General features: G+C 37.7%; 22 protein-coding genes and 1 pseudogene. 9 read left to right on the top strand and 14 right to left on the bottom strand.

The annotated features are described in order from the left end of the window. Positions 1 to 62 precede the first annotated feature (62 nt). Together NSU19_RS06240 and NSU19_RS06235 are read left to right on the top strand one after the other, a co-directional pair. Positions 63 to 365, top strand: a complete 303-nt coding sequence (locus NSU19_RS06240; RefSeq protein ID WP_063389303.1) for a contact-dependent growth inhibition system immunity protein — start codon at positions 63 to 65, stop codon at positions 363 to 365. Positions 366 to 455: 90 nt separating this feature from the next. Next, entirely contained in the window at positions 456 to 701 is a 246-nt protein-coding gene (locus tag NSU19_RS06235; RefSeq protein ID WP_117017593.1) for a DNA-binding protein, read from the top strand. A 91-nt stretch (positions 702 to 792) separates the two neighbouring features. Here NSU19_RS06235 and NSU19_RS06230 read toward each other — a convergent pair whose 3' ends face one another. Further along, positions 793 to 1,017 carry a hypothetical protein gene (locus NSU19_RS06230; RefSeq protein WP_339199283.1) on the bottom strand — a complete coding sequence of 75 codons (225 nt, stop codon included), beginning with the start codon at positions 1,015 to 1,017 and terminating at the stop codon, positions 793 to 795. A gap of 335 nt (positions 1,018 to 1,352) precedes the next feature. Here NSU19_RS06230 and NSU19_RS06225 point away from each other — a divergent pair, with 335 nt between their 5' ends. The 5 genes from NSU19_RS06225 (at position 1,353) to NSU19_RS06205 (ending at position 6,113) form a co-directional block, all read left to right on the top strand. Then, positions 1,353 to 1,676, top strand: coding sequence for a hypothetical protein (locus NSU19_RS06225; RefSeq protein WP_066247376.1), 324 nt, complete (start codon positions 1,353 to 1,355; stop codon positions 1,674 to 1,676). Positions 1,677 to 1,781: 105 nt separating this feature from the next. Further along, the gene (locus NSU19_RS06220; RefSeq protein WP_003352856.1) at positions 1,782 to 2,102 is read left to right on the top strand and encodes a hypothetical protein; all 321 of its coding nucleotides are present in this window, start codon (positions 1,782 to 1,784) and stop codon (positions 2,100 to 2,102) included. Beyond that, a complete protein-coding gene (gene tnpB / locus NSU19_RS06215) occupies positions 2,096 to 2,452 on the top strand; it encodes an IS66 family insertion sequence element accessory protein TnpB (RefSeq protein WP_003352857.1) in 357 nt (118 codons plus the stop codon). The genes NSU19_RS06220 and tnpB overlap by 7 nt, the downstream gene beginning before the upstream one ends. Positions 2,453 to 2,513: 61 nt before the next feature. Further along, the gene (locus NSU19_RS06210; RefSeq protein ID WP_094245431.1) at positions 2,514 to 4,091 is read left to right on the top strand and encodes an IS66 family transposase; all 1,578 of its coding nucleotides are present in this window, start codon (positions 2,514 to 2,516) and stop codon (positions 4,089 to 4,091) included. A 447-nt stretch (positions 4,092 to 4,538) separates the two neighbouring features. Further along, on the top strand, positions 4,539 to 6,113 hold the full coding sequence (locus NSU19_RS06205) for an IS66 family transposase (RefSeq protein ID WP_339199974.1): 1,575 nt from the start codon (positions 4,539 to 4,541) through the stop codon (positions 6,111 to 6,113). A 232-nt stretch (positions 6,114 to 6,345) separates the two neighbouring features. Here the strand turns inward: NSU19_RS06205 and asnB are convergent, their stop codons facing one another. Both asnB and NSU19_RS06195 read right to left on the bottom strand, forming a co-directional pair. After that, positions 6,346 to 8,244 carry an asparagine synthase (glutamine-hydrolyzing) gene (gene asnB, locus NSU19_RS06200; protein ID WP_339199281.1) on the bottom strand — a complete coding sequence of 633 codons (1,899 nt, stop codon included), beginning with the start codon at positions 8,242 to 8,244 and terminating at the stop codon, positions 6,346 to 6,348. Between the two features lie 357 nt (positions 8,245 to 8,601). Beyond that, on the bottom strand, positions 8,602 to 9,852 hold the full coding sequence (locus NSU19_RS06195) for an IS4 family transposase (protein ID WP_339192832.1): 1,251 nt from the start codon (positions 9,850 to 9,852) through the stop codon (positions 8,602 to 8,604). Positions 9,853 to 10,129: 277 nt separating this feature from the next. Here NSU19_RS06195 and NSU19_RS06190 point away from each other — a divergent pair, with 277 nt between their 5' ends. Both NSU19_RS06190 and NSU19_RS06185 read left to right on the top strand, forming a co-directional pair. Continuing rightward, positions 10,130 to 10,999 carry a C39 family peptidase gene (locus NSU19_RS06190; protein ID WP_094245385.1) on the top strand — a complete coding sequence of 290 codons (870 nt, stop codon included), beginning with the start codon at positions 10,130 to 10,132 and terminating at the stop codon, positions 10,997 to 10,999. Positions 11,000 to 11,159: 160 nt separating this feature from the next. Continuing rightward, a pseudogene (locus tag NSU19_RS06185) lies at positions 11,160 to 11,753 on the top strand (multicopper oxidase domain-containing protein); the annotation flags it as partial. Positions 11,754 to 12,020: 267 nt separating this feature from the next. Here NSU19_RS06185 and NSU19_RS06180 read toward each other — a convergent pair. From NSU19_RS06180 to NSU19_RS06130, 11 genes are all read right to left on the bottom strand, one after another. Then, positions 12,021 to 12,599: an HXXEE domain-containing protein gene (locus NSU19_RS06180; RefSeq protein ID WP_198318514.1), complete on the bottom strand. Its 579-nt coding sequence runs from the start codon at positions 12,597 to 12,599 to the stop codon at positions 12,021 to 12,023. A gap of 204 nt (positions 12,600 to 12,803) precedes the next feature. Further along, positions 12,804 to 12,953, bottom strand: coding sequence for a TetR/AcrR family transcriptional regulator (locus tag NSU19_RS06175; protein WP_232515741.1), 150 nt, complete (start codon positions 12,951 to 12,953; stop codon positions 12,804 to 12,806). Beyond that, on the bottom strand, positions 12,895 to 13,038 hold the full coding sequence (locus tag NSU19_RS06170) for a hypothetical protein (RefSeq protein WP_232515499.1): 144 nt from the start codon (positions 13,036 to 13,038) through the stop codon (positions 12,895 to 12,897). Before NSU19_RS06170 ends, NSU19_RS06175 begins: the two co-directional genes overlap by 59 nt. A 522-nt stretch (positions 13,039 to 13,560) precedes the next feature. Continuing rightward, positions 13,561 to 13,959 (bottom strand): hypothetical protein, encoded by a 399-nt coding sequence (locus NSU19_RS06165; protein WP_339199277.1) that lies wholly within the window; start codon positions 13,957 to 13,959, stop codon positions 13,561 to 13,563. A 1,917-nt stretch (positions 13,960 to 15,876) separates the two neighbouring features. Continuing rightward, on the bottom strand, positions 15,877 to 17,214 hold the full coding sequence (locus tag NSU19_RS06160) for an MFS transporter (protein WP_311067059.1): 1,338 nt from the start codon (positions 17,212 to 17,214) through the stop codon (positions 15,877 to 15,879). Positions 17,215 to 17,305: 91 nt separating this feature from the next. Then, positions 17,306 to 18,094: an enoyl-CoA hydratase-related protein gene (locus NSU19_RS06155; protein WP_327847675.1), complete on the bottom strand. Its 789-nt coding sequence runs from the start codon at positions 18,092 to 18,094 to the stop codon at positions 17,306 to 17,308. 30 nt (positions 18,095 to 18,124) lie between these two features. Continuing rightward, positions 18,125 to 19,684 carry an AMP-binding protein gene (locus NSU19_RS06150; RefSeq protein WP_339199275.1) on the bottom strand — a complete coding sequence of 520 codons (1,560 nt, stop codon included), beginning with the start codon at positions 19,682 to 19,684 and terminating at the stop codon, positions 18,125 to 18,127. A gap of 7 nt (positions 19,685 to 19,691) precedes the next feature. Further along, positions 19,692 to 20,183 (bottom strand): (2Fe-2S)-binding protein, encoded by a 492-nt coding sequence (locus NSU19_RS06145; RefSeq protein ID WP_063387539.1) that lies wholly within the window; start codon positions 20,181 to 20,183, stop codon positions 19,692 to 19,694. Continuing rightward, complete coding sequence (locus NSU19_RS06140) at positions 20,170 to 21,057, bottom strand: xanthine dehydrogenase family protein subunit M (protein WP_339199273.1); 888 nt, start codon at positions 21,055 to 21,057, stop codon at positions 20,170 to 20,172. The genes NSU19_RS06145 and NSU19_RS06140 overlap by 14 nt, the downstream gene beginning before the upstream one ends. Positions 21,058 to 21,665: 608 nt before the next feature. After that, complete coding sequence (locus NSU19_RS06135; protein WP_144596576.1) at positions 21,666 to 22,121, bottom strand: carbon monoxide dehydrogenase subunit G; 456 nt, start codon at positions 22,119 to 22,121, stop codon at positions 21,666 to 21,668. Then, positions 22,118 to 24,535: a xanthine dehydrogenase family protein molybdopterin-binding subunit gene (locus tag NSU19_RS06130; protein ID WP_339199271.1), complete on the bottom strand. Its 2,418-nt coding sequence runs from the start codon at positions 24,533 to 24,535 to the stop codon at positions 22,118 to 22,120. The genes NSU19_RS06135 and NSU19_RS06130 overlap by 4 nt, the downstream gene beginning before the upstream one ends. Positions 24,536 to 24,842 lie beyond the last annotated feature (307 nt).

Genomic DNA, 24,842 nt, shown 5'->3' with positions numbered 1-24,842 from the left:
GAAGCAGGGAATTTTATTTTAACTGGTTATCCAACCAAATAATGGAATGGAGGGAAAAATGCTTGTTAGTCAAAAATAATCCAGAAGATCCAGTTTTTCAGTTCTTGGCTGGGACTTTTCATCAAGATGCAGATTCACCTGAAGAGGCATTACAAGAATTGTTAACAGAGGAAAGTAAAGAATATCTTAAATCTGCTATTGTATTTTTAACAGAATTCATCAATAGTGAGTATTCGGATGATGAAAAGAATGAATACATTCAACACTGTGCAGACGGAGTATATTTTCCTGATCTTGAGCTAACTCCAATTCAATGGCTAAAAAGTGTAGTAGAACAATTAAAAGAAGCTGTAAAAGCAGAATAGAACTACAAATTCTTGAGTACCTTGATTGAGTAAAAACTCTTTCAAGGTTTTTTTCTAGCAATGGGAATTATATTGGAAAGTGGTGAAAAAATGAAACAACCAACAAAAGAAGAAATAATTAATAAATTAAAAATGATTTTACAAGGAAAGCTAACACGAGAAGAAGTAGCAGATTGGGCTTCAAAATATGTCATGCAGGATGAGCCAAATATATCAGAAGAAACTGTTTGGGAACTTTTACAAATTGTTTCCGGAATTGATTTAAAAGATAGTCCAAATGAATATCTACATGTAGAACAAGACATTATAGATTGGATAAACAAGTATAGCAATTAAAAAGCGTTAAATAACCTTGATTGGTTACAAGCCTTTCAAGGTTTTTCTATTTTAAAGCTAACTCTACAACTGCCTTCATGGTTCGTGCCTCTCACCCTATAGAATGGATCCATGCCGGACGCACAAGAAAAATGCGATTTTTGTATTTCACAAGAACCGCGTCATATTCTTTACGGATTTTATCCACTTCGCTTGAGCCTTTTTCAAAGACCATCGAGGATCGTTCTAGAAATTCTGCTTTCCAACGACTGACCATGACTGGGCTTAATTCATATTTGGCGGCTATTTCATTGACGGTTTGCTCTTCACGCAACACCTCAAGAACCACCTTAGCTTTAAATTCTGCGGTATATCGGTTTCTTTTTTTCATGTATCATTATAACTTATTTATCACGCTCATGTGTCTCACCTTATGGGAGCATTATAACGATTCTAATAACTAGATAAATATATCTTAATAAATAAATTTGCAGAATTTATGTAGAGGAAATAATAAAAAATATCCCTCTTCTTTAGAAATACCGCCAATCTATTAAGTTGACGGTTCATCACTCATTTATTAATTATTTGTAAGCGTCAAATACTCAGCACCTTCTAGTTGTGAATGTTACATGAGATAATCTCCATAGAAAAAATGCTGGAGGTTATGCTATGAATGATGCTGACAAAAGAATAGAATGGAAATCCAGGTATGATGCTTGGAAAACAAGTGGATTGAGTGCTGCTGAGTGGTCTCGCATCAATGATGTAAAAATACATCAGATGTACTACTGGATTCGAAAGTTTCGTGAGGAAGAAATTTCTACGAACGAGCATCAATCAAAATGGTTGACGGTGGATGTCCAAGAAATCTCCTCCCATCATACGGGTCAGGAATCTGTGCTTATTCATTACGGTGCACTGTCCATCGAAGTACGTCCAGGCACCGATTTGAATCTACTTTCCGATGTAGTGCGTGTGATTCAAAATCGATGATATCTAACGCAAATTTTGAACGTAAGCGTCAAATCTTGCACACCTTCTTGATGTGCTAATTTCATGAGATAATCTCCTCAAGATGAAATTGAAGGAGGTTTTTTTATGCCTAAGAATCCTGAATTACGAAAGGTTTGGGAACAACGAATCGCTGACTATCGTAAAAGCGGTCAAACTCAAGTAAACTGGTGCAAGGAAAATCAATGGAGTATTCACCAGTTTAAATACTGGTTAAGAAAAATTGAAAATCCAATAAAAAATCAAGGAAAGTCTACAAAATGGGCATCCGTTACCCTAGAAGATCATTCACAAACAGTTGAAAATTCATTACGGATTGAAATTAGTGGGATTTCAATTGAAGTAAAACCTGGTTTCGATCCGGCCTTTCTTTCAGAAGTGGTTAGGACGTTGAAATCAACATGTTAGTTGGTACAAGAGCTGAACGAGTTTACTTGGCAAAAGGAAGTACTGATTTGAGAAAATCCATTGATGGATTAGCTGCTTTGGTGAAAGAGGGATTTGATTTAGATCCCTTTTCATCAAGCTATTTTGTGTTCTGTAATCGAAAGCGAGATAAATTAAAAATTCTTCACTGGGACTATAATGGTTTTTGGCTTTATTATCGTCGATTGGAAAAAGGAAAATTTCAATGGCCAAATGAAAATGACACTGGAACGATACAAATTAGTTATCGGCAATTACGCTGGTTATTGGATGGTCTTGCAATGGAGCAAAAGAAAGCACACCCAGAAGTAAAGGCTAGAACAGTTATATGAATTTTTTACTTTTAACAAAAACCTTGGAGGAAAATAGCTAAAACCGTCGAATTATTACTACATGATGAAAAATTTAAAGAATCCTAACCAAAACCCATTTGAATTAATTGAAAAACTTCAACAGCAAATCGTTGAATTGACGGCGAAATTACAATGGTATGAAGAACAGTATCGTCTTAGTCAAAAACGAAAATTTGGCTCTTCAAGCGAAAAAACAAATCCTAATCAATTAGAACTACCTTTATTCAATGAAGCAGAGGTAGAGTCTAATGTAAAAGCCGAAGAGCCAACTGTTGAAACAATTACATATCGTCGTAAAAAGAAACGTGGTCAACGTCAAGCTACGTTTGAAAACCTGCCTATGGAAACGATTGAATATCGTTTACCCGAAGAAGAGCAGGTCTGTTCGTGTTGCGGTGAAAAAACACACGAAATGAGCACAGAAGTACGACAAGAATTAGTGATTATTCCGGCTCAAGTCAAAGTTTTAAAACACGTTCGATATGTCTATGGATGCCGTCATTGTGAGCGTAATGAAATAGAGACACCAATCGTTACAGCACCTGCCCCAAAATCTGTGTATCCAAAAAGTTTAGCTTCACCGTCAAGCATGGCATATATTATGAATCAAAAATATGTAGAGGGGCTACCTCTATATCGCCAAGAACAACAGTTCAAACGATTAGGTGTGATCTTATCCAGGCAAACCATGGCCAATTGGATGCTTTATGGTGCCGAAAAATGGCTTGCGCCAATTTATCAACGAATGAAAGAGCATCTCCTCTCTAAAGACATTCTACATGCGGATGAAACAACTGTTCAGGTTTTACATGAACCTGGAAGGTCAAGCACATCGAAATCTTACATGTGGCTTTATCGGACTGGAAGAGAGGATCCACCACTTGTCCTTTATGACTATCAGGAAACTAGAGCAGGAGAACATGCCAAAGAATTCCTAAAAGGGTTTAAAGGATACCTGCATGTCGATGGATATGCAGGATACCATAAGGTATCCGGCGTAACATTAGTTGGATGTTGGGCTCATGCCCGCAGAAAGTTCGATGAGGCTTTAAACGTACTTCCTGAATCCAAACGTCATTCAGCAGTCACAGCTCGGGAAGGACTCAATTTCTGTAATCAGCTATTTGCCATCGAGCGTGATTTGAAAGAATGTACACCAGAAGAACGATATAAAAAACGACTTAAACACAGCCAACCATTGTTGGAGGCTTTTTCAGCATGGCTAAAAACAGAGAAAAGCAATGTTTTACCAAAGAGTCTATTAGGTCAAGCCATTACATACTGCCTCAACCAATGGGAAAAACTCGTGGCATTTTTAGAGGATGGACGATTAGAAATCGATAATAATCGAAGTGAACGATCCATTAAACCATTTGTGATCGGAAGGAAGAACTGGATTTTTAGCAATACTCCGAAAGGAGCTAAGGCCAGCTCAATCATTTACAGTATTGTGGAGACAGCAAAAGAGAATAAATTAAATCCATTTTATTATCTTCGCTACTTATTTGAAAGGCTTCCCAATATGGATATAAGCAATATGGATGAGCTTGATCAACTACTTCCTTGGTCCAAAACAATTCCTTTGAATTGTCGGGTTTTTAATAACTTATCACAATAATAGTATTTAATCCCTATCATTAAAAGGTGGGGATTATTTTACGCTTACTTTTGAACGAGTGTACCTTGCACGTGGAAGCACCGATCTCCGGAAATCGATTGATGGTCTCGCAGTCATCGTCAAAGAATGCTTCGATTTGGATCCATTTTCCCCTTGTTTATTTGTTTTCTGTAATCGGAAAAGGGATAAACTTAAAATTCTACAGTGGGATAATAATGGGTTTTGGCTCCATTATCGAAGATTAGAAAGAGGAACTTTCAACTGGCCATCTGAACAAGAAGGAGTGCCGATGGATATCAGTCCTCGTCAGCTACGCTGGTTATTAGATGGCTTATCCATCGAACAAAAACAAGCCCATCCCACAGTGAAAGCACGCACGATTCTATGAAATTAAAAAACTTGAGAATCCGACTGGTCAAGCCGGATTCTTTTGCGTATACTGGAACTATGAAAAACACGGACACAAAAATTCAGGAAACAATTGAATACTATAAAGCGCGTAACGAAAAGCTTGAAATAGAAAAGGAAGCTTTGGAAGCGAAGCTAAAATGGTATGAGGAGCAATTTCGGTTAAGTCAACAACGTCGTTTTGGTTCTTCCAGTGAGAAGACCAATTCAGACCAACTGTCCCTTTTCAATGAAGCTGAAGCTACCGCAAATCCTGATGATGAAGAACCGACGATTGAAACCATTACATATACACGCAAGAAGGAGCGAAATCGTCGAGATGAAAAACTAGAAAACCTGCCTACTGAAACGGTGGAATACCGTTTGCCAGCTGAGGAACAGGTTTGTTCGTGTTGCGCTGGACCTCTACACGAAATGAGTACGCAAGTACGCAGAGAAATAGAAGTTATTCCAGCACAAGTAAAAGTGAAAAAGCATGTCCAATATGTTTATAGTTGCCGTCATTGTGAACGCCATGAAATAGAAACGCCTATTGTCACGGCGAAAATGCCGGCTCCTGTTTTTCCGGGAAGTCTGGCATCTCCATCGTCAATGGCTTATACGATGACGCAGAAATACGTTGAAAGTATGCCTTTGTATCGCCAGGAAAAACATCTGGAGCGATTTGGCATATTCATTTCCAGGCAAACTTTATCCAATTGGATTTTGTATGGAGCCGACACCTGGTTGAGTCCTGTTTACGACCGAATGCGTAACCATCTATTGAATCAGGATATCCTCCATGCGGATGAGACCACCTTACAGGTTCTTTCAGAACCTGACCGACGAGCGACTTCCAAATCATTTATGTGGCTTTATCGGACAGGACGAATGGGGCCTCCAATTGTTTTGTATGACTACCAGCGAACCCGTGCATCCAAACATCCTTTACGATTTTTGGAAGGTTTCCGTGGATATTTACATGTGGACGGGTATGCCGGTTATAACGGAATCCCTGATGTCAGTCTGGTCGGTTGTTGGGCTCATGCCAGACGTAAATTCACAGAAGCTTTGCAGGCTCTTCCTGAATCGGCTAAAACTACTCACGTTAAAGCCAAAGAAGGTCTTGCATTCTGTAATCAACTTTTCTCGATAGAACGGGATTTAAAGGACGTTAGTCCTGAAGAACGTTATAAGAAACGTTTAGAACGCAGCCAACCGGTATTGGAGGCTTTTTTGGCATGGCTTCATGAACAAGCCCCAAGAGTGTTGCCAAAAAGTGCACTTGGGCAAGCCATTAAATATTGTCGTAATCAATGGGACCGTTTAGTAGCTTTTTTAGAGGATGGTCGTTTAGAAATTGATAACAACCGCGCAGAACGATCCATTAAACCGTTTGTAATCGGGAGGAAAAACTGGCTGTTTAGCAATACCATAAAGGGGGCTAAATCCAGCGCAATCATTTATAGCATTGTGGAGACTGCGAAGGAAAACGGATTAAACCCATTCAATTACCTTAAATATTTATTTGAACAGCTTCCAAATATTAATCTGACTGACAAAGAAAAATTAGATCAACTCCTTCCTTGGTCCACAACAATTCCAGAAGAATGTCGTGTTCCTAATAAAAGCTAAATAAATCATAACAATAGTCCACATCTAAAGGTAGGTGTGGACTATTTTACGCTTACAATTATTTCATTGATTGCATGTAATAATCTGATCTTGTAATTCCTTGATGGGATGATGATTAACATATTTATTTTAATAATCCGTTGACAGGTACGAAAAATAAAAGAGCACCCAAAAGCTGAATTTTAGAAGCTTGGGTGCAAATAAGAAGACAGGAAATCACAAATTAATCAAATTAGATTGATAGCAGCTGCTTGTCTTTTTTATATACATTTGTAAAATCGTATTTCTTTTCCACATATACTTGGTGCCAAATCATAAAGATAAGAACGGTCCAAATTTTTCGGCTGTGATCTGCCTTATCGCTACAATGCTCGTCTAGTAAACGGTACAATAGATTTTTATTAAATAAATGATCTGTTGCACTTTCTTTTATAATATTTTTCGACCAGTCATACATTTCGTTTTTCAACCAATGACGTATTGGCACGGGAAACCCTAATTTTTTTCGATGTAAAACATGATCTGGCACAATACCCTCCGCTGCTCTGCGCAAAATGTATTTCGTCGTATTATTTGCTGTCTTCATCTCTGGAGGAATTTTTGCCGCTACTTCAAACACTGCTTTATCTAAAAATGGAACCCGCAATTCTAATGAATGGGCCATTGTCATTTTGTCCGCTTTTAATAAAATATCGCCACGCAGCCATGTATGAATATCAATATATTGCATCCGGTTTACAGGAGGATAATGGGTTGTTTCTCTATAAAAAGGAGCTGTAATATTTGTATATTCTAATCCCCTCTTATATCCTTTTAGCAGCTTTTGTTTTTCTGCCTCGCTATACATTTTCGCATTGCCGATATATCGTTCTTCCATGGGTGTTGTACCACGCTCAATAAAACTTTTTCCTTTTATTCCTTCCGGGAGTATTCCTGCAATCACTCTCAAGGCTGATTTAACTGCATTTGGCATTCGCTCAAAGAGTTCCAATGACTGCGGCTCACGATAAATATTATAACCCCCAAACAGCTCGTCTGCTCCCTCACCGGAAAGAACGACCGTTACATGCTTTCTTGCTTCCCGGGCGACAAAATAAAGCGGCACTGCAGCAGGGTCGGCAAGTGGATCATCCATATGCCACATAATTTTCGGCAATTCCTCCATATATTCCTCTGGTGAAATGACATAGCTAATATTCTCAACGCCTAACTTGTCCGCTGTTTCTTTTGCCACATCAATTTCACTGAATCCTTCCCGATCAAAGCCGACAGAAAATGTCTTGATATGAGGGTTAAATTGTTTCGCAATCGCTGCAATGAAGGATGAATCAATTCCTCCTGATAAAAAAGAACCTACCGGCACATCGCTGCGCATATGCACTTGCACGGAATCGAACAGCGCGTTGCGAATTTCTTTGACAAGTTCATCTTCTGATTTGATGATAGGTTGGAATTTGGCTTTCCAATAGCGATGAATGGTTAATTTTTCACCGATTTTTTTCTTAATATAATGACCCGGTTCTAACTTTTTAATACCATCAGACATCGTCATTGGTTCAGGTACATATTGGAATGTTAAATAATGCTGCAGTGAATCATAGTCTAATAAATCATTTTTAAGAGCGAGCAAAATACTTTTCTTCTCGGAAGCAAAAAACGTACGGTCGCCCTGTTCCATATAGAAAAATGGTTTTATGCCAAACGGGTCACGTGCCGCAAAAATCGTTTTCTCTTGTTTGTCCCAGATGACGAAAGCAAACATACCTCGAAGCTTTTCTACAGCTTTTTCTTTTTCAGCACTATAAAGAGCAATAATGACTTCTGTATCGGAATGAGTAGTAAATTTATATCCCTTTGCAAGCAATTCTTCTCGCAATTCCACATAGTTGTAGATTTCCCCATTAAATATGATCCAATATCGTTCATTTTCATAGGACAATGGCTGGTGCCCTGTCTCAAGATCGATAATACTCAAACGTCGAAATCCAAAATTCACATATTCATCAAAAAAATAACCACCATCATCAGGACCGCGATGAGTAATGATATCATTCATTTCTTGAAACGTTTCTTTCCATTTTTCATCAATGATTCTTGGATGATCATGAATACTACAAATAAAACCGCACATGATATTGCTATTCCCTCACTTTATCAAATTTAAATTTTATAGATTGTATCAAGACTTGGGTTAGCAAAATATAATATTTTGATCTTATTTAAATGTAACAAACTCTATTTTTATACCATCTATAGGTTCCTATAATGAACTTTAATTATTCCTCCTGAAACCTGCTTGCGATATTTTCATTCCTTTAATATATTATAACACAGTAGCGTTGCATAAAAAAATTTAATGTTTGTCAAGCTCAATAAAAATTCCAGTTATTTCATGTAACTGAATATTCAGACATACAATCTTTCTAAGCAAGCTTAAAAGGACAATGACGTCTTAATCGGCAGTCCATTTCCACAATTTGGTAATATATTACAGAAACATTGGATCATAAACTAAATCGTCTAGGTGTTCCACCTCCCCTTCTTCAAATTGGTACACGATGGTTTCAAAATCTTTTTCCCAATGGTATTTTTTCCGACCGTTGGACGTTCGAATTGGCTTTTTAAAAAGGGAGCGAACAAAACAGTCAAAACCTTTAAAAAGCAGATTCTGTAAAGTTCGCTTGATCTCTAATAAAGGACCATCGTGATTCACTTTTAATTGGAGCATGGCCTGTAAGCAATAGGTGATTAGGGCGATCCAAATTTGATTGTAAACGGCATTTTGACTTTTTCCATAAAATCTTTTTATCTTAAGGTGCTGTTTCATCCATTTAAAGAAGGTCTCTATCTTCCAGCGATATCGGTATAAATCTGCAATCTCTTCCGCAGAAAGATCAAAGCAATTGGTTATGATGATCACGGGATTCCCTTCGCTGTCGACCGTTTCGATCAATCGGAGAGGATGAGTCATTTTGGTATGATTACGGTCATTTCCTAAAATGACAATCTGATCCCTATAAATCAAACGTTCTGGATTGGGAATCCGTTCCGATAAAACTTCAATCTCTGCGTTCTTTTTAAGCCGGGTAATGAATCGCACCCCTTCTCGGCATAAGCGGTCGAACTGTTTGTAATCGACATACCCTCGATCAAACAAGTAAATCGCATTTGGATCGATTTCAATGAGTTCGTCCATCTGTGTGCGATCGGCATGTTTCGCGGGTAAGATAATCCCTTGATCCGGAACAGTGATATCCTTCGTTACAACAACCTTTAAATGGAGTCGAACACCAGCCTTTGTCTTACGAAAAGTTGCCCATGGATATTGGCTCAAACTCATGCTCATCGTGGTAGAATCAATGACCAGAAGACGACCAATGTTTCGGATGATCGGGGCATTTTTCATTTGCCCTTGGATCTTTAAGACCAGATATTTAAATACTTTTTCAAACAGTTGAGGGGATAATTGGCCTAATTTGCGAGAAAGTTGCGAAGTACTAATTGCATCAAATTCCAGATATGTCTGCAACTCTTCCTTGTCTTTCAAATGTTTGGCCAATTTTGTTAAGCTTTCCAATTCGTTTAACTGAGCGATGATACAAAGTTGTAAAAACTTATACGCCGTTAATTTTTTAATGTATTTGTCAACGTCAATCACATTAATTAGTTTTGAAAAAGTTATTGGATCGATCTCTTTAAATAGTTCATTTATTGTGGATTCTGTGGTATTCTTATCCATAATGGTTTCTCCTTATTCTTAGGATTTGGATAGGACTGCCAATCCTAATTATAAGGAGTTTTTTTATATCCAAAAAGATGAAATTTAACATAAAATTGGGCTTGACAAATTAAAATTAACTTAATGCAATGCTACTGATTATAACAATAAAATGTGGAAAAATTATGGATTTTTTCGAAATTGTTACATAATTACATGATAAGAATCACCTCCATTGTTTCTGCATATTTAGTTGATAATATAAAAACAGCAAGTTTAACAAAGGGGTGCAGCTGTCATGTTAGGGATTATACTTTTTTTAGCCTTTATGATTGTTTCACTTTCTATTTTTCTTTTACGAAAGCCAACCAATGAAAAGTTATATAAACTAGCTATAGGGTTCTATACCGCTTTTTTCCTATTGTTTTTAACTCTATTTGTCCATTATGTAAATTCTGAAAATATGATCGATGCTATAAAAAATCAAGTACAGAAAACATCATATAAAAATAAAGTTGAAGAGAGAAATTCGTCATCTAATTCAAAAGAACAAGTCCCGGTTAAATCAGCTCTCATTGATGCCCCCCTTCTCTCGCAACTTCCAGAACTACCAAGGGGGTGCGAGGTAACAAGTCTGGCAATGCTTTTGAATCACGCGGGAATCAAAGTAGACAAGATGACACTAGCGAAGCAAATAAAGAAAAACCCAACTCCTTATCGAATACATAATGGAAAAGTATTTTATGGACATCCAAATGAAGGGTTTGTTGGTGACATGTATACAAAAAAGAAACCGGGATACGGTGTCTATCATAAACCTATAAAAGAATTAGCCGAGAGTTATTTACCTAACCAAATCATTGATTTAACAGGACAGTCATTTGAAGAAATATATAAATATTTGTCTAAAGGTACTCCAGTTTGGGTTATTACTAACACAACCTTTCGTGTACTTCCTCCTTCTGAATTTATTGAATGGCAGACCCCGCAAGGTCCTTTAAAAATTACATACTGGGAGCATTCCGTGTTAATCACCGGATATGATGAGCAATATATTTATTTTAATGACCCGTTGACAGGTACGAAAAATAAAAAAGCACCTAAGTCTGAATTTATAAACGCTTGGATACAAATGGGCAAACAAGCTATTACCTATAACCACAATTAACCGGTTATAGATAGTGGTTTGTCTTTTTTGTTTCATATCCTCCATTAACATCGAATAATTATTTTCTCTAAATTACTTTGTGGAAAATTATTTATATAACTCTTTCTCCATAAATTTTGCACATTTATTTTTTATGATGAAAGTTTATGGAGGAAAATACATGAAAAAATTATTGTTTGGAACCATTTTAGCGGGAGTCGTTGCGATTAGTGCAGCCTGCTCAAATAACGCTTCGCACAGTTCTATGCAAGGACACGATATGTCAAACATGAATAAAAATGAGGAAAAAACATCCAAAACCTCTGAAGTCAATGAGCAACTGAATTTGGTAACAAATACAGAAGTTTTATCCGGTAAAGAGATTAATCTTACTGCTAAGGAAGCATTATTACAAATAAATGATAAAGTAAAACTTCCGGTCTATACGTACGATGGATCGGTTCCCGGAGCGCAAATGAGTATTAAACAGGGGGAGACTGTTAAAATCAATTTGAAAAATGAATTACCGGAACAGGTTACGATTCATTGGCATGGCTACCCTTTTCCAAATAGTAAGGACGGAATTCCGGGGATCACAATGGATGCAGTCAAACCGGGCGAAACCTTTACGTATGAATTTACAGCTACTGTACCAGGAACGTATTGGTATCATTCCCATCAAGAAAGCGCGAAACAAGTGGACAAGGGATTATACGGTACATTAATCGTAGAACCTAAGAACGAGGAAAAAGTAGATCGAGATTATACACTTGTGTCGCCAAAGATTTCATCCTGTTCCTTGTATTGGGCTAGTCGAGGTAAAAAATTTTCTTGAATCAGTTTTAAAGTTTTTTTTCCATTTCTTGCGTTCTGTCCGTTTTTCCTTCCGAACTTTTGGTTCGGATTCCTGTTCGATTTCCTGTACAACAATTGTATTAATTTGATCTTTCTTAAGTTTTTCGATAAAATACTCTGCACATTTTGGGGTATATTTATATGAAAGTTACCCGCCTACAGTTAATCGTGTAACTTCAAATCTATCTTACAACAAAAAATTCTTGTCGGCACCATCTTCCTCAATTTTTTTTGTAGCTTTATTTCTTTCATTCACCAGAAACAGAAATAATATTGGCACGATGATGAAAGCTCCAATAGTACTCCACAATATATCTGTTCCGCTTATGACTTGTTCTTTCAGCAATCGATAGTAGGTATATGAAGAATAGGGCAACACTAGAATGATGGAAGTGATTACACCAGGAGTGTATTTCCTTAGGTAGAGTGCTTGCCCTAAATGTGTGAACACATGGGCAAAAAAGATAAACAGTAACATTAAAAAAATATAGTAAAAAGAGAAAATGACGGCTAAACATGTTGCTGTTGTAATGGTAAGGAAAATCCAAAATACATCGTACGCAAATTGAACAGTTGTCATCTGAAAGCTGCTATAAAAATATTTTCGTATTGATTTAGGTAAAACCGCAAGAACTTGTTCCTTGTTCTGTTTGGTCCACTTCTCCACCGTAAGAATCTCTTCGAAATCATGAAACATAAACAAAATGGGAAATAACCAAAGCACGCTAATCAAATGAAGTTGAGAATCCAACCAATCTAATACCATTTCAATCACCGCTTTTCGAACGATTTTGAATTCCGCCCAAAAACATCTGTCCTACTTTACTTTTTCTCCTGTTAATAAATATCGATGTAATAGTAACAATTGACTCTGGCGCCACCCATGTGTCAATTTTTTCTTTTACAATTCCGAATCGCTTGTTATTGAACATATCAATCTTACAAAACTTTGACATCCGATAGCGATAGTTCAACAGATTTTTCCAACATCCCTTAGTTTTATTAACTGTTGATCAAAATTTTGAAATATTTGTTGAAAGATATCTTCCTTACTCTTGAAATTAAAGTAAAATAAAGCTTGCGTTAAGCCTGTTTTTGCAACAAATTCGCTCCTTTTGATACTTTGAAAACCCTTTTTCCGAAAAAAGCTCTTCAGGCATTTGAAATAACTTTCTCATACTCTCTTCGCCTTTTTTTACAGCCAACAAGAATCTCCTTTTTTATAACTAACTAATTAGTTAGTTATAATTATAGGAAAAATTTGCTTTGTTGTAAATAGATTTTCAAAACAGGGAAGAATGGAAAGTACCGAAAGTAAAAAGCCTGAGGCGCTTAAAGCTAATGTCAATCTTTGCTTTCGCTGATAGAAAAAATTATTGCATTTATAATAAAAATTAATCAATAAGGTGAAAGCATAACGAGGCTGCCGCAATGGCCGTTAAACCGATGAGACAGCCGCTGTTTTTTGAATGGGGATTTGTCCTTTGTTGCGTCTTTTTTCTCACACTGTAGACAGCACAAGCCAGATCCTATTGCGGGGATTATGTGTTAAAAACGGGGATAGTATTAATTGGATAATAATAGGAACGAATAAAGCTAAATAAAAACAGCGAAGAAGTTTGACATTATTTTGAAGAAAACAGGGAGGCGAAAAGCTAATTTCAGACATCATTTTGTTTTTATCTAACGGTTTTGTCCAAAAAGAAACGCTTAATAGATCAATGCGGTTAATATATGTTTAAAATATTTTTGACTCGCTTGATTTCTTTCTTATTTTCAAACAAATCTTCCACAAGAATTTTTTGACCGTTTGCTACATCAGTGAGCTGTTTGTCCATCTCCTCGATCTTTTGTTCAACTTGGTCGAGCCGCTCATTGATTTCGACCAATTGCTGCTTCGTTTGTTCAAACTGCTGATCGGTTTGTTCAAATCGTTGGTCAATTTGTTCAAACCGTCGATCAATCTGCTCAAACCGTTGATCAATTTGTTCAAACCGTCGATCAATCTGCTCAAATCGTTGGTCAATTTGTTCAAACCGGTTATTCGTTTCTTCTGAATGGTTTTTTAGCTGCTCAGCCAGTTCTTTAATCGCTTGCAAAATCATTTCATTTGTAATTTCAGCCATCGGTATGCTCCTTTCTTCATTTTAAATATAACTATTATTATACCATATTGCGGTCATTTCGATATAAATCGCATCAACTTTCATGTATTCACATGGTAATTGGAGTATGATGTTTAAAAACACTTTATGCAATGTTTCGCTCAAATGGAGAAAGTTCGACACTCTCTACATTCGCAAGAGCGGTTATAGATACTTTTTGTTGATTTATTAAGAATCTATCACATAATTCAGAATAATTTTCGCTGATTTTTCCATTTTCGGATGATTATCTTTTGTTGCGTTTCATAATTTAACAACGATGTTTCGTTTACTGATCATTTAATACAATCAAATGATTATTTGTAATCTTTAACCATACTTTTTTTGCGCAAGTTCAGAAGATGTTGAGTAGAGATTTTTCTCATAACGTACTTTGCGTTTCTATCCTTTTTTGCTCTTACTAATCGGTAGAGATCAAACGATGTCCTCGATAACAGTCCGAATGTCTTTTCGTCTTCCTCAATAAAAATAGAAATTTTGGAAAAACCCTCTTTCGTTTTTGAAAGGCATCGCTTAAATAGATCCAACCTACTTTCTCATTTTTTCTTTCATTTCGAAGGAGCAATTGAGAGATTGAATTGATTTCTGAACTGTTTTCGATCCTCAATTTCCTTATATTATTAGAAAATATTCATTCCTCTTTTATATATCTCTTTGAACAAAAAAATTCTTCTCGTAATCGTAAACGACAGCTTCTCTCATTGACACTATAGTTATATGCGGGGATTTTTTTCAGACGATACGGGGGTACCGGTTCTGACGTCCTTTTGATGAAAAATCGGGATTATTGAATTAAGATGAGAAGCTAAAAACTTTACACACTAATATTCTCCATAAAACTCCTCCCTATCATCAAGATTACGTAAAAACCCTTTTATCATCAGCTTTAACAATACGTCCTTTTTCACCAAAAGGGCTCCTCATGATCGACAAACGAATATAAAAATGGCAGCAATATCATACCCAAAACTGACAACAACAAAAATATCAACATAGTAAACTTGAATGGAAGCCCAAATACCTGTAATGCAAAAGATATGACCAATGGTACAAAAGTTACTATACCCATTTTTTGTCTTGATTTCATTGTTGGATACATTTTTGTTCCACACTTAGGGCACTTTATTTCTTGGCTAAATTTGAACGAAGCACGAAATATGTTTCTCCAACTAAATGGATAGTTACATTTACAACATTTTGGCAATCCCATTGAAACTACCCCTTTTTACTTTATTTTACCATATGATATATATTTCTCTATGATTGATAACAACAATCTTTTAGAGAATAGCTTTTATTTTACACTGATGTAACCTGTTACAAATCCATGGAGTGTATCATGTTTTCATGAGTGAAATGTTTGGATATTATGTGTGAAAATAAAGGCAGAAATTTCACTTATTGTCGGCATATAATAAATAATAAGTGTATGTATTAAGATGAAAAAGAGGAATATTGCAAATAATCAAGAATGATCAATGCCGATCTTTAGATGAAAAGAGTAATAATAGCATGAAAAAGATATTTTTTATAAGTCAAAAGGATTTGTTAAAAAGAAGGTTAAGCAAATATTATCGAAAGTTCGAACAAAATAATTAGGATCAAACGCGGACTTTGCTGTTAAGCTGAATTTAAAAATAATGGGATCGATATGTTTCGCGTTGCAATGAATAAGTTCGGAACATGAAAAATATGATAAAGTAGAGTAAATATTTATGGATAAAATCAATTAACCTCCTTCTTTTTGAACATTTTTAAGAAGGAGGTCTCAAAGCAATCGTACGATAGGCTTGTTCAAAACAGATCTTTTTCCTATCCTGTATGTTGTTTTTAAAGGCTGTTTTCGTAAGCTTTGTTGACTTCCGATTGATTCGCTGTTTATTTAAAATTCCCTTTTGTTTCTGGTATGATGAAGCTGCCCAACAGATACAAAATGAAGAGAGCAATAAAGAAATACCCCAAGGACGATGGAATATTCGACGTTTGACCGCTGACCACTGTTACCAAAGTCGGCATCATCCCGCCTACAGCAAATCCCATATTCCAGGACAGTCCAGTACCCGTCGAACGAATAGATGTAGGAAAACGTTCATTTAAAAAGATCAGCACGGGAGCATATGAGCCATTCCCTAAAAACGACAACCCCATTGCAAAGAGCGTAATCATTGTCAGATTTTGAGCGTGTGCCAATTCTGTATACAAATACGGAAGAGCAAACAGATTTACGATGCCTAGTAAAATGAATGTTTTCTTTCTACCTATAATAGTGCTCAAATGACCGAGAACAACAGCAGCAACCAGTGCAGAAATACTGCTTACCATAAGAATAATTGAGGATTCGGTCTGCGGGATATCATTAATTACTTTTAAAAAGGTAGGCAAATACCCGCAAGTTAGGTAATAGGCTGAGCCGCCGCCGATTACAATCATTAAATTAATTAATAAAACTGACAAATATTTAGTGAACACCGTTTTCACCGGAGACTGCTGATGTTCCGGTTTCGTTTCTTGCTCCTTCTTATGCTGCACCCATAACGGTGACTCCTCAAGCTTCTTGAATACGAACAGTCCGAGAACAGAGCTCAATATGCCGGTAAAGAACATAAAGCGCCAGCCCCATTCGCTGAATTCCGGCCCAGAAAAAATATTTGACAAAACAAAATATACAATGGAGGCCAGCAATGCACCAAGAGCAGCACCGCCCCCGCCGACAAGGCCGGACATCAAGCCGCGCCATTTCTCCGGTACGGATTCCGTCCCAATTGTATGGGTGGAGGCAACAACTCCTCCGACAAATACACCTTGGATTAAACGAAGAATAATAAAGATGATTGATGCAGCGGCACCGATTTGAAGCACTGTTGGCAACGCTCCAAACAGGGCGGTAGAAATCCCTACACCAGACACGGCCACAACCATTGCTCGCTTCCTCCCATGGCGATCAGCATAGGCACCAAAAAGCGCTGAGCCGAGAGGACGCAAAAATAGTGTAACTGCAAAAGAAGCATACACAGCGGCCAATGAAAGTGTCGGTTTATCTGTCGGGAAAAACAACTTTCCTAACTCAGGTGCAACATAGAGAAGAATAAAGAGATCATACAAATCCAACGACCAACCCAACAGAGACGCCATAACGGCTATTATCATTTGCTTTCTACTAGTCGATGCTTCCAATGCTGAAGTTTGCTGAACGGTTGTCTCCATATTACCATTCATACTACTCCACCTTTCTTTTGAAAAATTTTTAATTTTCAGTAAATTTTAACTTTAGGAAACGGCGAGCTAGCCGTTTCCCGAAGTTTCCGTCTTATTTGCCTTTAAAATTCGGCTTTCTTTTTTCGACGAATGCTTCGACTCCTTCTTTGAAATCTTCTGTAGTGCGAAGCAATCCATAGGCTTTTCCTTCTATTTCAATTCCTGCACTAAGCGGTGTTTCTTCGGCTGCATTGAGCACTTGTTTACATACTTTTAATGCAAGCGGAGAGAAGTTTACAAGCTCTTCAACGAGTGAATCGACAGCGCTTTCTAGTTCTTCCTTTGGAACAACCTTTGTAATAAGGCCCCATTGATACGCTTCCTCAGCAGGAATTCTTCGTGCACGCATAATCATGTCTTTTGCGCGAGTTAATCCTACTGCTTTGGCCACCCTTTGTGTTCCGCCGCTTCCTGGAATCATACCAAGATTCATCTCAGGCAGTGCTAATAATGTGTCGTCTGCTGCAATTCGAAAATCACATGCCATAGCAATTTCAAAACCGACTCCAAACGTATAGCCTTGAAGCTGAGCAATGACAGGCTTTGGAGAACGTTCTGGTGCTGCAACGTTTACAGCAAGATGTGATAATTCTTCTTGATGCACTTCCAAAAATTCAGGGATATTCCCTCCTGCACTAAATGCCTTATCTCCTTCACCTTTAATAATGATGACGCGAACATCATCGTCTTTATTTAACTCATCAAAAATTTCTGGAAATTGCGAGCGAGCTAGCATGCTAATATAATTCATTTTTTCTGGACGGTCGAAAACAATTGTTGCCGTCTTTTTTTCCGGATTTTTTTCAACTCGAATGTGATCATATTGTTTTACTGCTTCCATGTTTTGGTTCCCCTTTCTTTTTTGAAAAAATTAAACGATTTTTTCACTTTCATTTATATATAGTTCAAATTCTCCCGTTTTGAGTTTACGACGGAGAATTTTCCCAACAGGGCTTTTCGGTACTTCTTGAATAAATACATATTTTCTTGGACGTTTAAAGTTTGAAAGTTTTGTATTATTTTTACAATAATCGTCAAGTTCCTGTATGGTAAGTGACGGATCTTTTGGTACGACATAGGCAGAAACAACTTGGCCCCAGCGCTCATCTTCTTCACCAATTACAGCAACTTCATGCACTTTCGGATGCTTGGCTAAAACATCTTCTACTTCAAGAGGATGTATATTTTCTCCGCCGGAAATAATCATATCATCGACACGTCCGACGACATATAAATCTCCATCCTCATCTAATTTGCCAAGGTCTCCAGTAAAATACCATCCATCCCGAATGGCTTTTTTTGTAGCATCTGGTCTATTCCAGTAGCCTTTAAAGCTTTCTGGTGATTCAATATTGACAATGATTTCTCCCAGTTCTCCTTTTTCCACTACATCCTCTGGAGTTGCATTGCCATCAGGATCTGCCTTAACAATGCGGATACTCTGATGAAAGCCTGGCTTACCGGCACATCCTGGTTTTTCCTTCACATTATGGTTTATTGTAAATGTGTAAATTTCAGTGCTGCCAAAATGGTTCACAAACACTTCAGGCTTTAACATCTCAATACATTTTTCTGTTAAAGCTGTTGTCATAGAAGCGCCTGCATAACCAATTTTTTTCAACTTAGACAAATCGAAATGATGAAATTCAGCGTGATTTAACATATCGTGATATAACGTAGGTACTAAGTAAAGGCATGTAATTTCTTCACGTTCTATTAATTCCAACGCTTCCTTTGCATCAAAATCAGGCAGAATAACATATTTTCCATTTAAAAACATAATAGATAGAAGGGAGCGCATTCCCATTGTGTGATAAAGCGGCATTGTCCCTAATGTACTTTCCCCATCTTGATATTGGTTTTGAATAATATGGGCTAGCGCTGCACTATATTCATTTTTGTGCGTTCGAGGAACTCCTTTCGGTTTTCCTGTTGTTCCGGACGTATAAAGCATAAGAGCGATATCGTTATCATCTATCGTTGGCTTTTCCAAGCTGCCAGGACTTCTTTCAACAAGCTCATCATAGTAGATATCAGCTCCTTCTACTTCGCCGAACCCAATAAGTATCGGTTTTTGGTGCAGATTTGCTTTCAGCACGGATTCTTGGCTTACGCTTTCGTATATGACAGCAGCAGCCTCTGCATCATTGACACAATACTCAACTTCTTTCACCGAAAGCCGAAAATTAATTGGAGTGTAAACGGCTCCAATTTTTTGCAGTGCCCAATAAATCACCGTATTTTCAAGACGATTTTTTAAAAGGATCATAACGCGGTCATGCTGTTTAATGCCGATTTTTTGAAGTGAAGCAGCGACTTTTTCCACTTCGTTATGATATTGCCTGTACGTATACCTTCTGTCTCCTTCTACAACAGCAAGTCGATTTGGATGACGCTCAACAGCAAATTCAAAAAGAGTTAAAAGGTTCATATCATCATCACCTTTCCACCCGAGCATGATTACTATTTTCTTCAACTGTTTTTTGAATTGCTTCTATAATTCCAACATAACCCGTGCATCGGCATAAATGTCCTGATAGCATTTCTTTTATTTCTTGAACGGAAGGATTCGGATTTTTTTGTAAATAGTCAGTTGCTGACATTAAGATTCCAGGTGTACAGAACCCGCACTGAAGGCCGTGACATTCAATGAAGTTTTTTTGTAATGGAGTTAATTGACCGTCTTCTCCCAAACCTTCTACTGTCGTGATCTCCTGCCCATCCACTTGAACCGCAAATATGAGGCAGCTTCGAACAGCTGAACCATTTAAATGGATCGTGCAAGCTCCGCACACACCATGTTCACAGCCGACATGCGTGCCAGTGAGACCGCACGTTTCTCGTAAAAAATCACTTAACAGCAATCTTGACTCAACTTGTTCTTTATATTTTTTTCCGTTGATGGTCACTTCGATTTCATGAACACTCATTAGTTTCACCTCTTGCTCGTTCGTAGGCTGATTTCACCGTACGCACTGCCAATTTTTTCGAAAGATGTCTTCTATATTCAGCAGTTGCGTGTATATCTGACTCTGGATCTACCATTTCATCCACTATATCCTCGACTTTTTGGAGAAGGGAGTCAGATAAAACCTCTCCTTTCATCCATTCGTTTGCCCCTTCTATTAACAATGGCGTTGCTTCAACACCGCCTAATACAAGTCTTACATTTGTAATGCGATCTAAATGATCAATCGTTAATTGACAAGCAGAGGCAACGAGTGCAAAATCACCGTGACGACGAGAAATTTCATAAAATGAATATCCATTTCTTTCTTGTTCTATAGGAATGTGAATTTCCGTCAGCATCTCATTTGGCATTATGTCAGTTGTTAAATAAGTAATAAAGAAATCCTCGACGTTTACTTCTCGCACCTCTTCTTTAGAAGCAATATGAAGGGTCCCTCCGAGCGCCATCAATGAAAGAGGAATTTCAGCTGTTGGGTCAGCATGAACAAGACTTCCCCCAAATGTTCCCCGATTTCTCGTTTGAACGTGCCCAATAAAGGGAACCGCTTCACTTAGAAGCCCTAAATGCTTCTGAACTACATCTGAACTTTCAACTTCCGCCTGCCTCGTTAACGCACCAATTTTAACTTTGTCACTATCAAACTCAATAAATTGCAAATCATGAAGCTGATTAATGTCAATTAAACATTCTGGCGATGATAGTCTCATGTTCATTATTGGTACAAGACTTTGACCACCGGCAATGATTTTCCCGTCAAATCCTGCTTCTTCTAAAAGTGTTAAAGCTTCATCAACTGTTTTCGGGGAATAATAATCAAATTTTACGGGTTTCATATACTCCCCTCCTCGTTTAGTATTTTTAGAATCCTCTTTAGAGAGAGGCATTTTCCAGTTAGATTCTTTGATAACTTTTTCAGATAGTGTTGCTAACTGGCACTATCTGAAAAAGTTCCATTTTAGGGGTAGACTTTTCGTGATGCCCCTAGATAGTAGTATTAAGGATCATTGGGAGAAATCCATCAGCTATGACTACTTATAAAGTCTGTTTCTCTAGCTCTTGCTCGAACTTCTAACCCGCAATCTTGTTCCCTCTTGCCACCAATGCTGAATATGACAGCTTCCAGACAGCATGGATTAGAGCAAGTTCTCGTGATTGATCAACAAGTGGACTGGGGACATCCCGAATAGTCCTTTCCACAGATCCTTACATGAAAAGGGTTATTTTCAGGAAAAGGGCAAAAATCGCTTTAATGATGCTAAATGTAGCAAACTCCATTCAAAAGGCAGCCAGATTTTCTTATCGGTGCAGAAGACTCAATCGACCTTTTCATTGCGTCCACTCACAGTATGATCTAGCAGTTCAAAGAATTGGATAAAGCCATTCAAAAAATTTGGAATTTCCAATTCCTTTGATTTTTGTGCTTGACTAGTATTTTCTCTATTTAAATAGATTGTTCGCTTTTCGCTAGTTCTTTATTAAACTTTTTAAAGAAGTCCTGAATGATTAATTTAGCTACACCATTTAGCATTCTTTGCCCAACCATTGCCACTTTTCCGCCAACTTCCGCTTCATACGTATAGTTCAATTCCGTCTTGTTATCGTCAATTGGAACAAGATCAACAACTCCTGCTGCTTCAACACTTCCTGGTCCGCCTTCCCCTTTTACAATGAGCTTATAATGGTTCGGTTTTTGAACATCAGCAATTTCAATGGTTGATTCATATTTTCCTTTCACAGCTGCAATTCCAATAGATACTTCCGCTTCATATTTGTTTTCATTGACAGGCTCTAATTTTTTACAGCCCATAATGCAATTTTTTAATGCCTCTGGGTCCAGCAGCACTTCCCATGCTTTTTCAATTCCTGCATTTAATGTTACGCTCCCTTTTCCGTTCATGATGAAACCTCCTGTTTTTTAGACTGATTCAAAATGTTCCATACTTTATTTGGTGTTACTGGTAATGAATCAATCGTCACACCATATGGCTTCAACGCATCATTTACTGCATTTGCAATGACAACAGGTGCACTCATTGTATTTCCTTCTCCAAGACCTTTAGCGCCTAATGGTGTAAGTGGTGACGGCGTCTCGATATGTTTGATCGTTACATTTGGTACTTCAGGCGCTGTTGGACATAAATAATCCATAAACGATCCAGTTAAAAACTGACCTTTTTCATCGTAGACGAGCTCTTCATACATGGCGCCGCCAAGCCCATGGACCAGGCCTCCCAATATTTGTCCATCGACAATAAGCGGATTTAATAGTTTTCCTGCATCGTGAACCGTGAAATAATCAAGAATGTGAATGTCACCCGTCTCTGGATCAATTTCAACTGTCACTAAATCTGCAACAAATCCATACGTAACCGATGAATTAATTAAATCCTGATCATCCGGCGGTTCAGCCTGGGCTGTATAATAGGCTGTTTCATAAATTCCAGGCTCCATCCCTTCTGGTAAAGAAAGCGGATTCCAATGGGCTGATCCAACAACCCTTTTTACAGAAATAGATTTAGATGGATCGGTTTTGGAAACAATATTGCCTTTTTCAATTGTTAAATCTTCTTCCTTAGCTTTTAAAAAATGTGCGGCAATTTTGATAAGCTTATTTTTTACCTTATGTGCTGCGTAGTACACTGCACTTGATCCGAGTGACGCAAACCGGCTGGAATAGCTTCCAGAAGCAATGGACCATGCACTTGTTGCTGTATCAAGTTCAGCTACAACATTAATTTTGTCATGCGGAATTCCGAGAATTTCCGATACGATTTGGCTAGCGACCGTTTCATGCCCTTGTCCGGACGGTGTTGTACTAATGCGCACATTCACATTTCCCATAGGATCCATCGAAATCGTCGCCGCTTCTGAACAACCAGATTTCGGCAATCCTGCTTTTCTTTCCTCTGGAGTTAAGGCGATCGTAATGTATCCCATATTCGAACCGGATGGTTCAACGATAACAGCGAGGCCAACACCAAGAAGCTTTCCCATCTTGCGTGCTTCAGCTTGTTTTTTTCTGAATTCATCATATTTACCGATTTTTAATAGCAGGTCAAATGCTTTTTCATAGTCGCCGCTGTCATACACTCCACCAGATGCCGTTCTGTATGGAAATTGTTCTTTTTTAATTAAATTCCGTCTGATCACTTCAGCTGGCTCTAATTTTAATTCATCTGAAATGATTTGCATGATCCGTTCAAGAGGGAAATACGTTTCTTGTCCCCCATATCCGCGTATAAGCCCTGTTGGCAATTTATTCGTCATAACGGCATACGCATCAATCATTAAGTTGGGAATATCATAGGCACCGGTTGTGTTAGCATGATTCCGGTACAGACATGCCGGCTCTGGTGCCCGGATATATGCACCAACATTGTCAATCATTTTCATTTTTAATCCGAGTATTTTTCCGTCATTTTTTACTGCTGCTTCAATATATGTGACTCGATCCGTACAGCTTGAACTAGCTGCTAAATGCTCCTGCCTGTCCTCGATCCATTTCACTGGACAGCCTACGAGACGGCTTACAACGGAACAAAGAACGATATACGGGAATATTCCTGCCTTAATTCCATAACTGCCGCCAATATCTTTTGGTATAATAATCCGCAACCGATTGCTTGGAATTTTTAATGCACCTGCCATAATCGAATGAAGCACAAACGGTCCGTGAAAGTTTGCGTGAACCGTATAACTATCAGAGCTATCCTCGTATTGTGCAATAATGCCGTATGTTTCAACTGGCGTTGCAGAATATTTCGGAAATTGAAAACGATGCTTGATGATTTTGTCAGCCTGCTCAAAAGCCTTCTCTACATCTCCATAATGAAAAGTTCGATGATTAGCGATATTTGAACCAACATTTTCATGTAAAATAGGTGCTCCTTTTTCGAGTGCACGTTCAATATCTACAATTGGTTCAAGATTTTCATATTTCACCTTAATTTTTTCTAACGCATCCTCCGCAATATATCGGTTTTTTGCCACGACAACTGCTACTGGCTCACCTACAAAACGAACTTTATCAATGGCAATTGGATAATAGTGTACTGGAGCACTGACGCCAACACTAAAAGGATTTAATAGAGGATGTACATCCTTACCTGTTACAACACCCTTTACTCCAGGAATTTCTAAGGCTTCCGAATAATCGATAGACACAATTTTGGCATGCGGATAAGGGCTCCTTAAAATGGCCACATGACCAGTATTCGGCGGGGTACCGATGTCATCAATATATTTTCCCTGACCAGTCAATAATCTAGCATCTTCAACACGCGTCACTCTTTTCCCAATCACTTTACTCATTTAACTTACCTCCTTCCGAAGAAATCTCTCATAATTTTGTGGTGACTCACTAACTTGAGGATATTGCGATCGCAGCAAAACAAATATCATTACGAATTTTTGCCCTTTATCTCATCCTTTTAAAGAAGTAAGAAAACTTAAAAAGAACTGGATGACCTTTTTAATTCGATATTTTGCTTGAACAATAAACAGGTTCCCATTTCTTTCATAGCATTGAATCACAGCACAATAACGCAACAATGGTGTCAGTCTTGTCAGATGCATTTTTTAATCTTATTTTTAGCAACGTAATCAACCTTGATTGGTA

The organism is Aeribacillus sp. FSL k6-2211 (assembly GCF_037966125.1).
Classification (GTDB): Bacteria; Bacillota; Bacilli; order Bacillales; family Aeribacillaceae; genus Aeribacillus; species Aeribacillus composti.
The sequence above is the reverse complement of the archived record's forward strand: the minus strand, read 5'-3'. Positions and strand labels throughout refer to the sequence as shown.

Excerpts from the sequence above, each read along its gene's own strand:
- NSU19_RS06235 (WP_117017593.1), top strand. The coding sequence starts at position 456 with ATGAAACAACCAACAAAAGAAGAAATAATTAATAAATTAAAAATGATT.
- NSU19_RS06225 (WP_066247376.1), top strand. The coding sequence starts at position 1,353 with ATGAATGATGCTGACAAAAGAATAGAATGGAAATCCAGGTATGATGCT.
- NSU19_RS06220 (WP_003352856.1), top strand. The coding sequence starts at position 1,782 with ATGCCTAAGAATCCTGAATTACGAAAGGTTTGGGAACAACGAATCGCT.
- tnpB (WP_003352857.1), top strand. The coding sequence starts at position 2,096 with ATGTTAGTTGGTACAAGAGCTGAACGAGTTTACTTGGCAAAAGGAAGT.
- NSU19_RS06210 (WP_094245431.1), top strand. The coding sequence starts at position 2,514 with ATGATGAAAAATTTAAAGAATCCTAACCAAAACCCATTTGAATTAATT.
- NSU19_RS06205 (WP_339199974.1), top strand. The coding sequence starts at position 4,539 with ATGAAAAACACGGACACAAAAATTCAGGAAACAATTGAATACTATAAA.
- asnB (WP_339199281.1), bottom strand. The coding sequence starts at position 8,244 with ATGTGCGGTTTTATTTGTAGTATTCATGATCATCCAAGAATCATTGAT.
- NSU19_RS06195 (WP_339192832.1), bottom strand. The coding sequence starts at position 9,852 with ATGGATAAGAATACCACAGAATCCACAATAAATGAACTATTTAAAGAG.
- NSU19_RS06190 (WP_094245385.1), top strand. The coding sequence starts at position 10,130 with ATGTTAGGGATTATACTTTTTTTAGCCTTTATGATTGTTTCACTTTCT.
- NSU19_RS06180 (WP_198318514.1), bottom strand. The coding sequence starts at position 12,599 with ATGGTATTAGATTGGTTGGATTCTCAACTTCATTTGATTAGCGTGCTT.
- NSU19_RS06165 (WP_339199277.1), bottom strand. The coding sequence starts at position 13,959 with ATGGCTGAAATTACAAATGAAATGATTTTGCAAGCGATTAAAGAACTG.
- NSU19_RS06160 (WP_311067059.1), bottom strand. The coding sequence starts at position 17,214 with ATGAATGGTAATATGGAGACAACCGTTCAGCAAACTTCAGCATTGGAA.
- NSU19_RS06155 (WP_327847675.1), bottom strand. The coding sequence starts at position 18,094 with ATGGAAGCAGTAAAACAATATGATCACATTCGAGTTGAAAAAAATCCG.
- NSU19_RS06150 (WP_339199275.1), bottom strand. The coding sequence starts at position 19,684 with ATGAACCTTTTAACTCTTTTTGAATTTGCTGTTGAGCGTCATCCAAAT.
- NSU19_RS06145 (WP_063387539.1), bottom strand. The coding sequence starts at position 20,183 with ATGAGTGTTCATGAAATCGAAGTGACCATCAACGGAAAAAAATATAAA.
- NSU19_RS06140 (WP_339199273.1), bottom strand. The coding sequence starts at position 21,057 with ATGAAACCCGTAAAATTTGATTATTATTCCCCGAAAACAGTTGATGAA.
- NSU19_RS06135 (WP_144596576.1), bottom strand. The coding sequence starts at position 22,121 with ATGAACGGAAAAGGGAGCGTAACATTAAATGCAGGAATTGAAAAAGCA.
- NSU19_RS06130 (WP_339199271.1), bottom strand. The coding sequence starts at position 24,535 with ATGAGTAAAGTGATTGGGAAAAGAGTGACGCGTGTTGAAGATGCTAGA.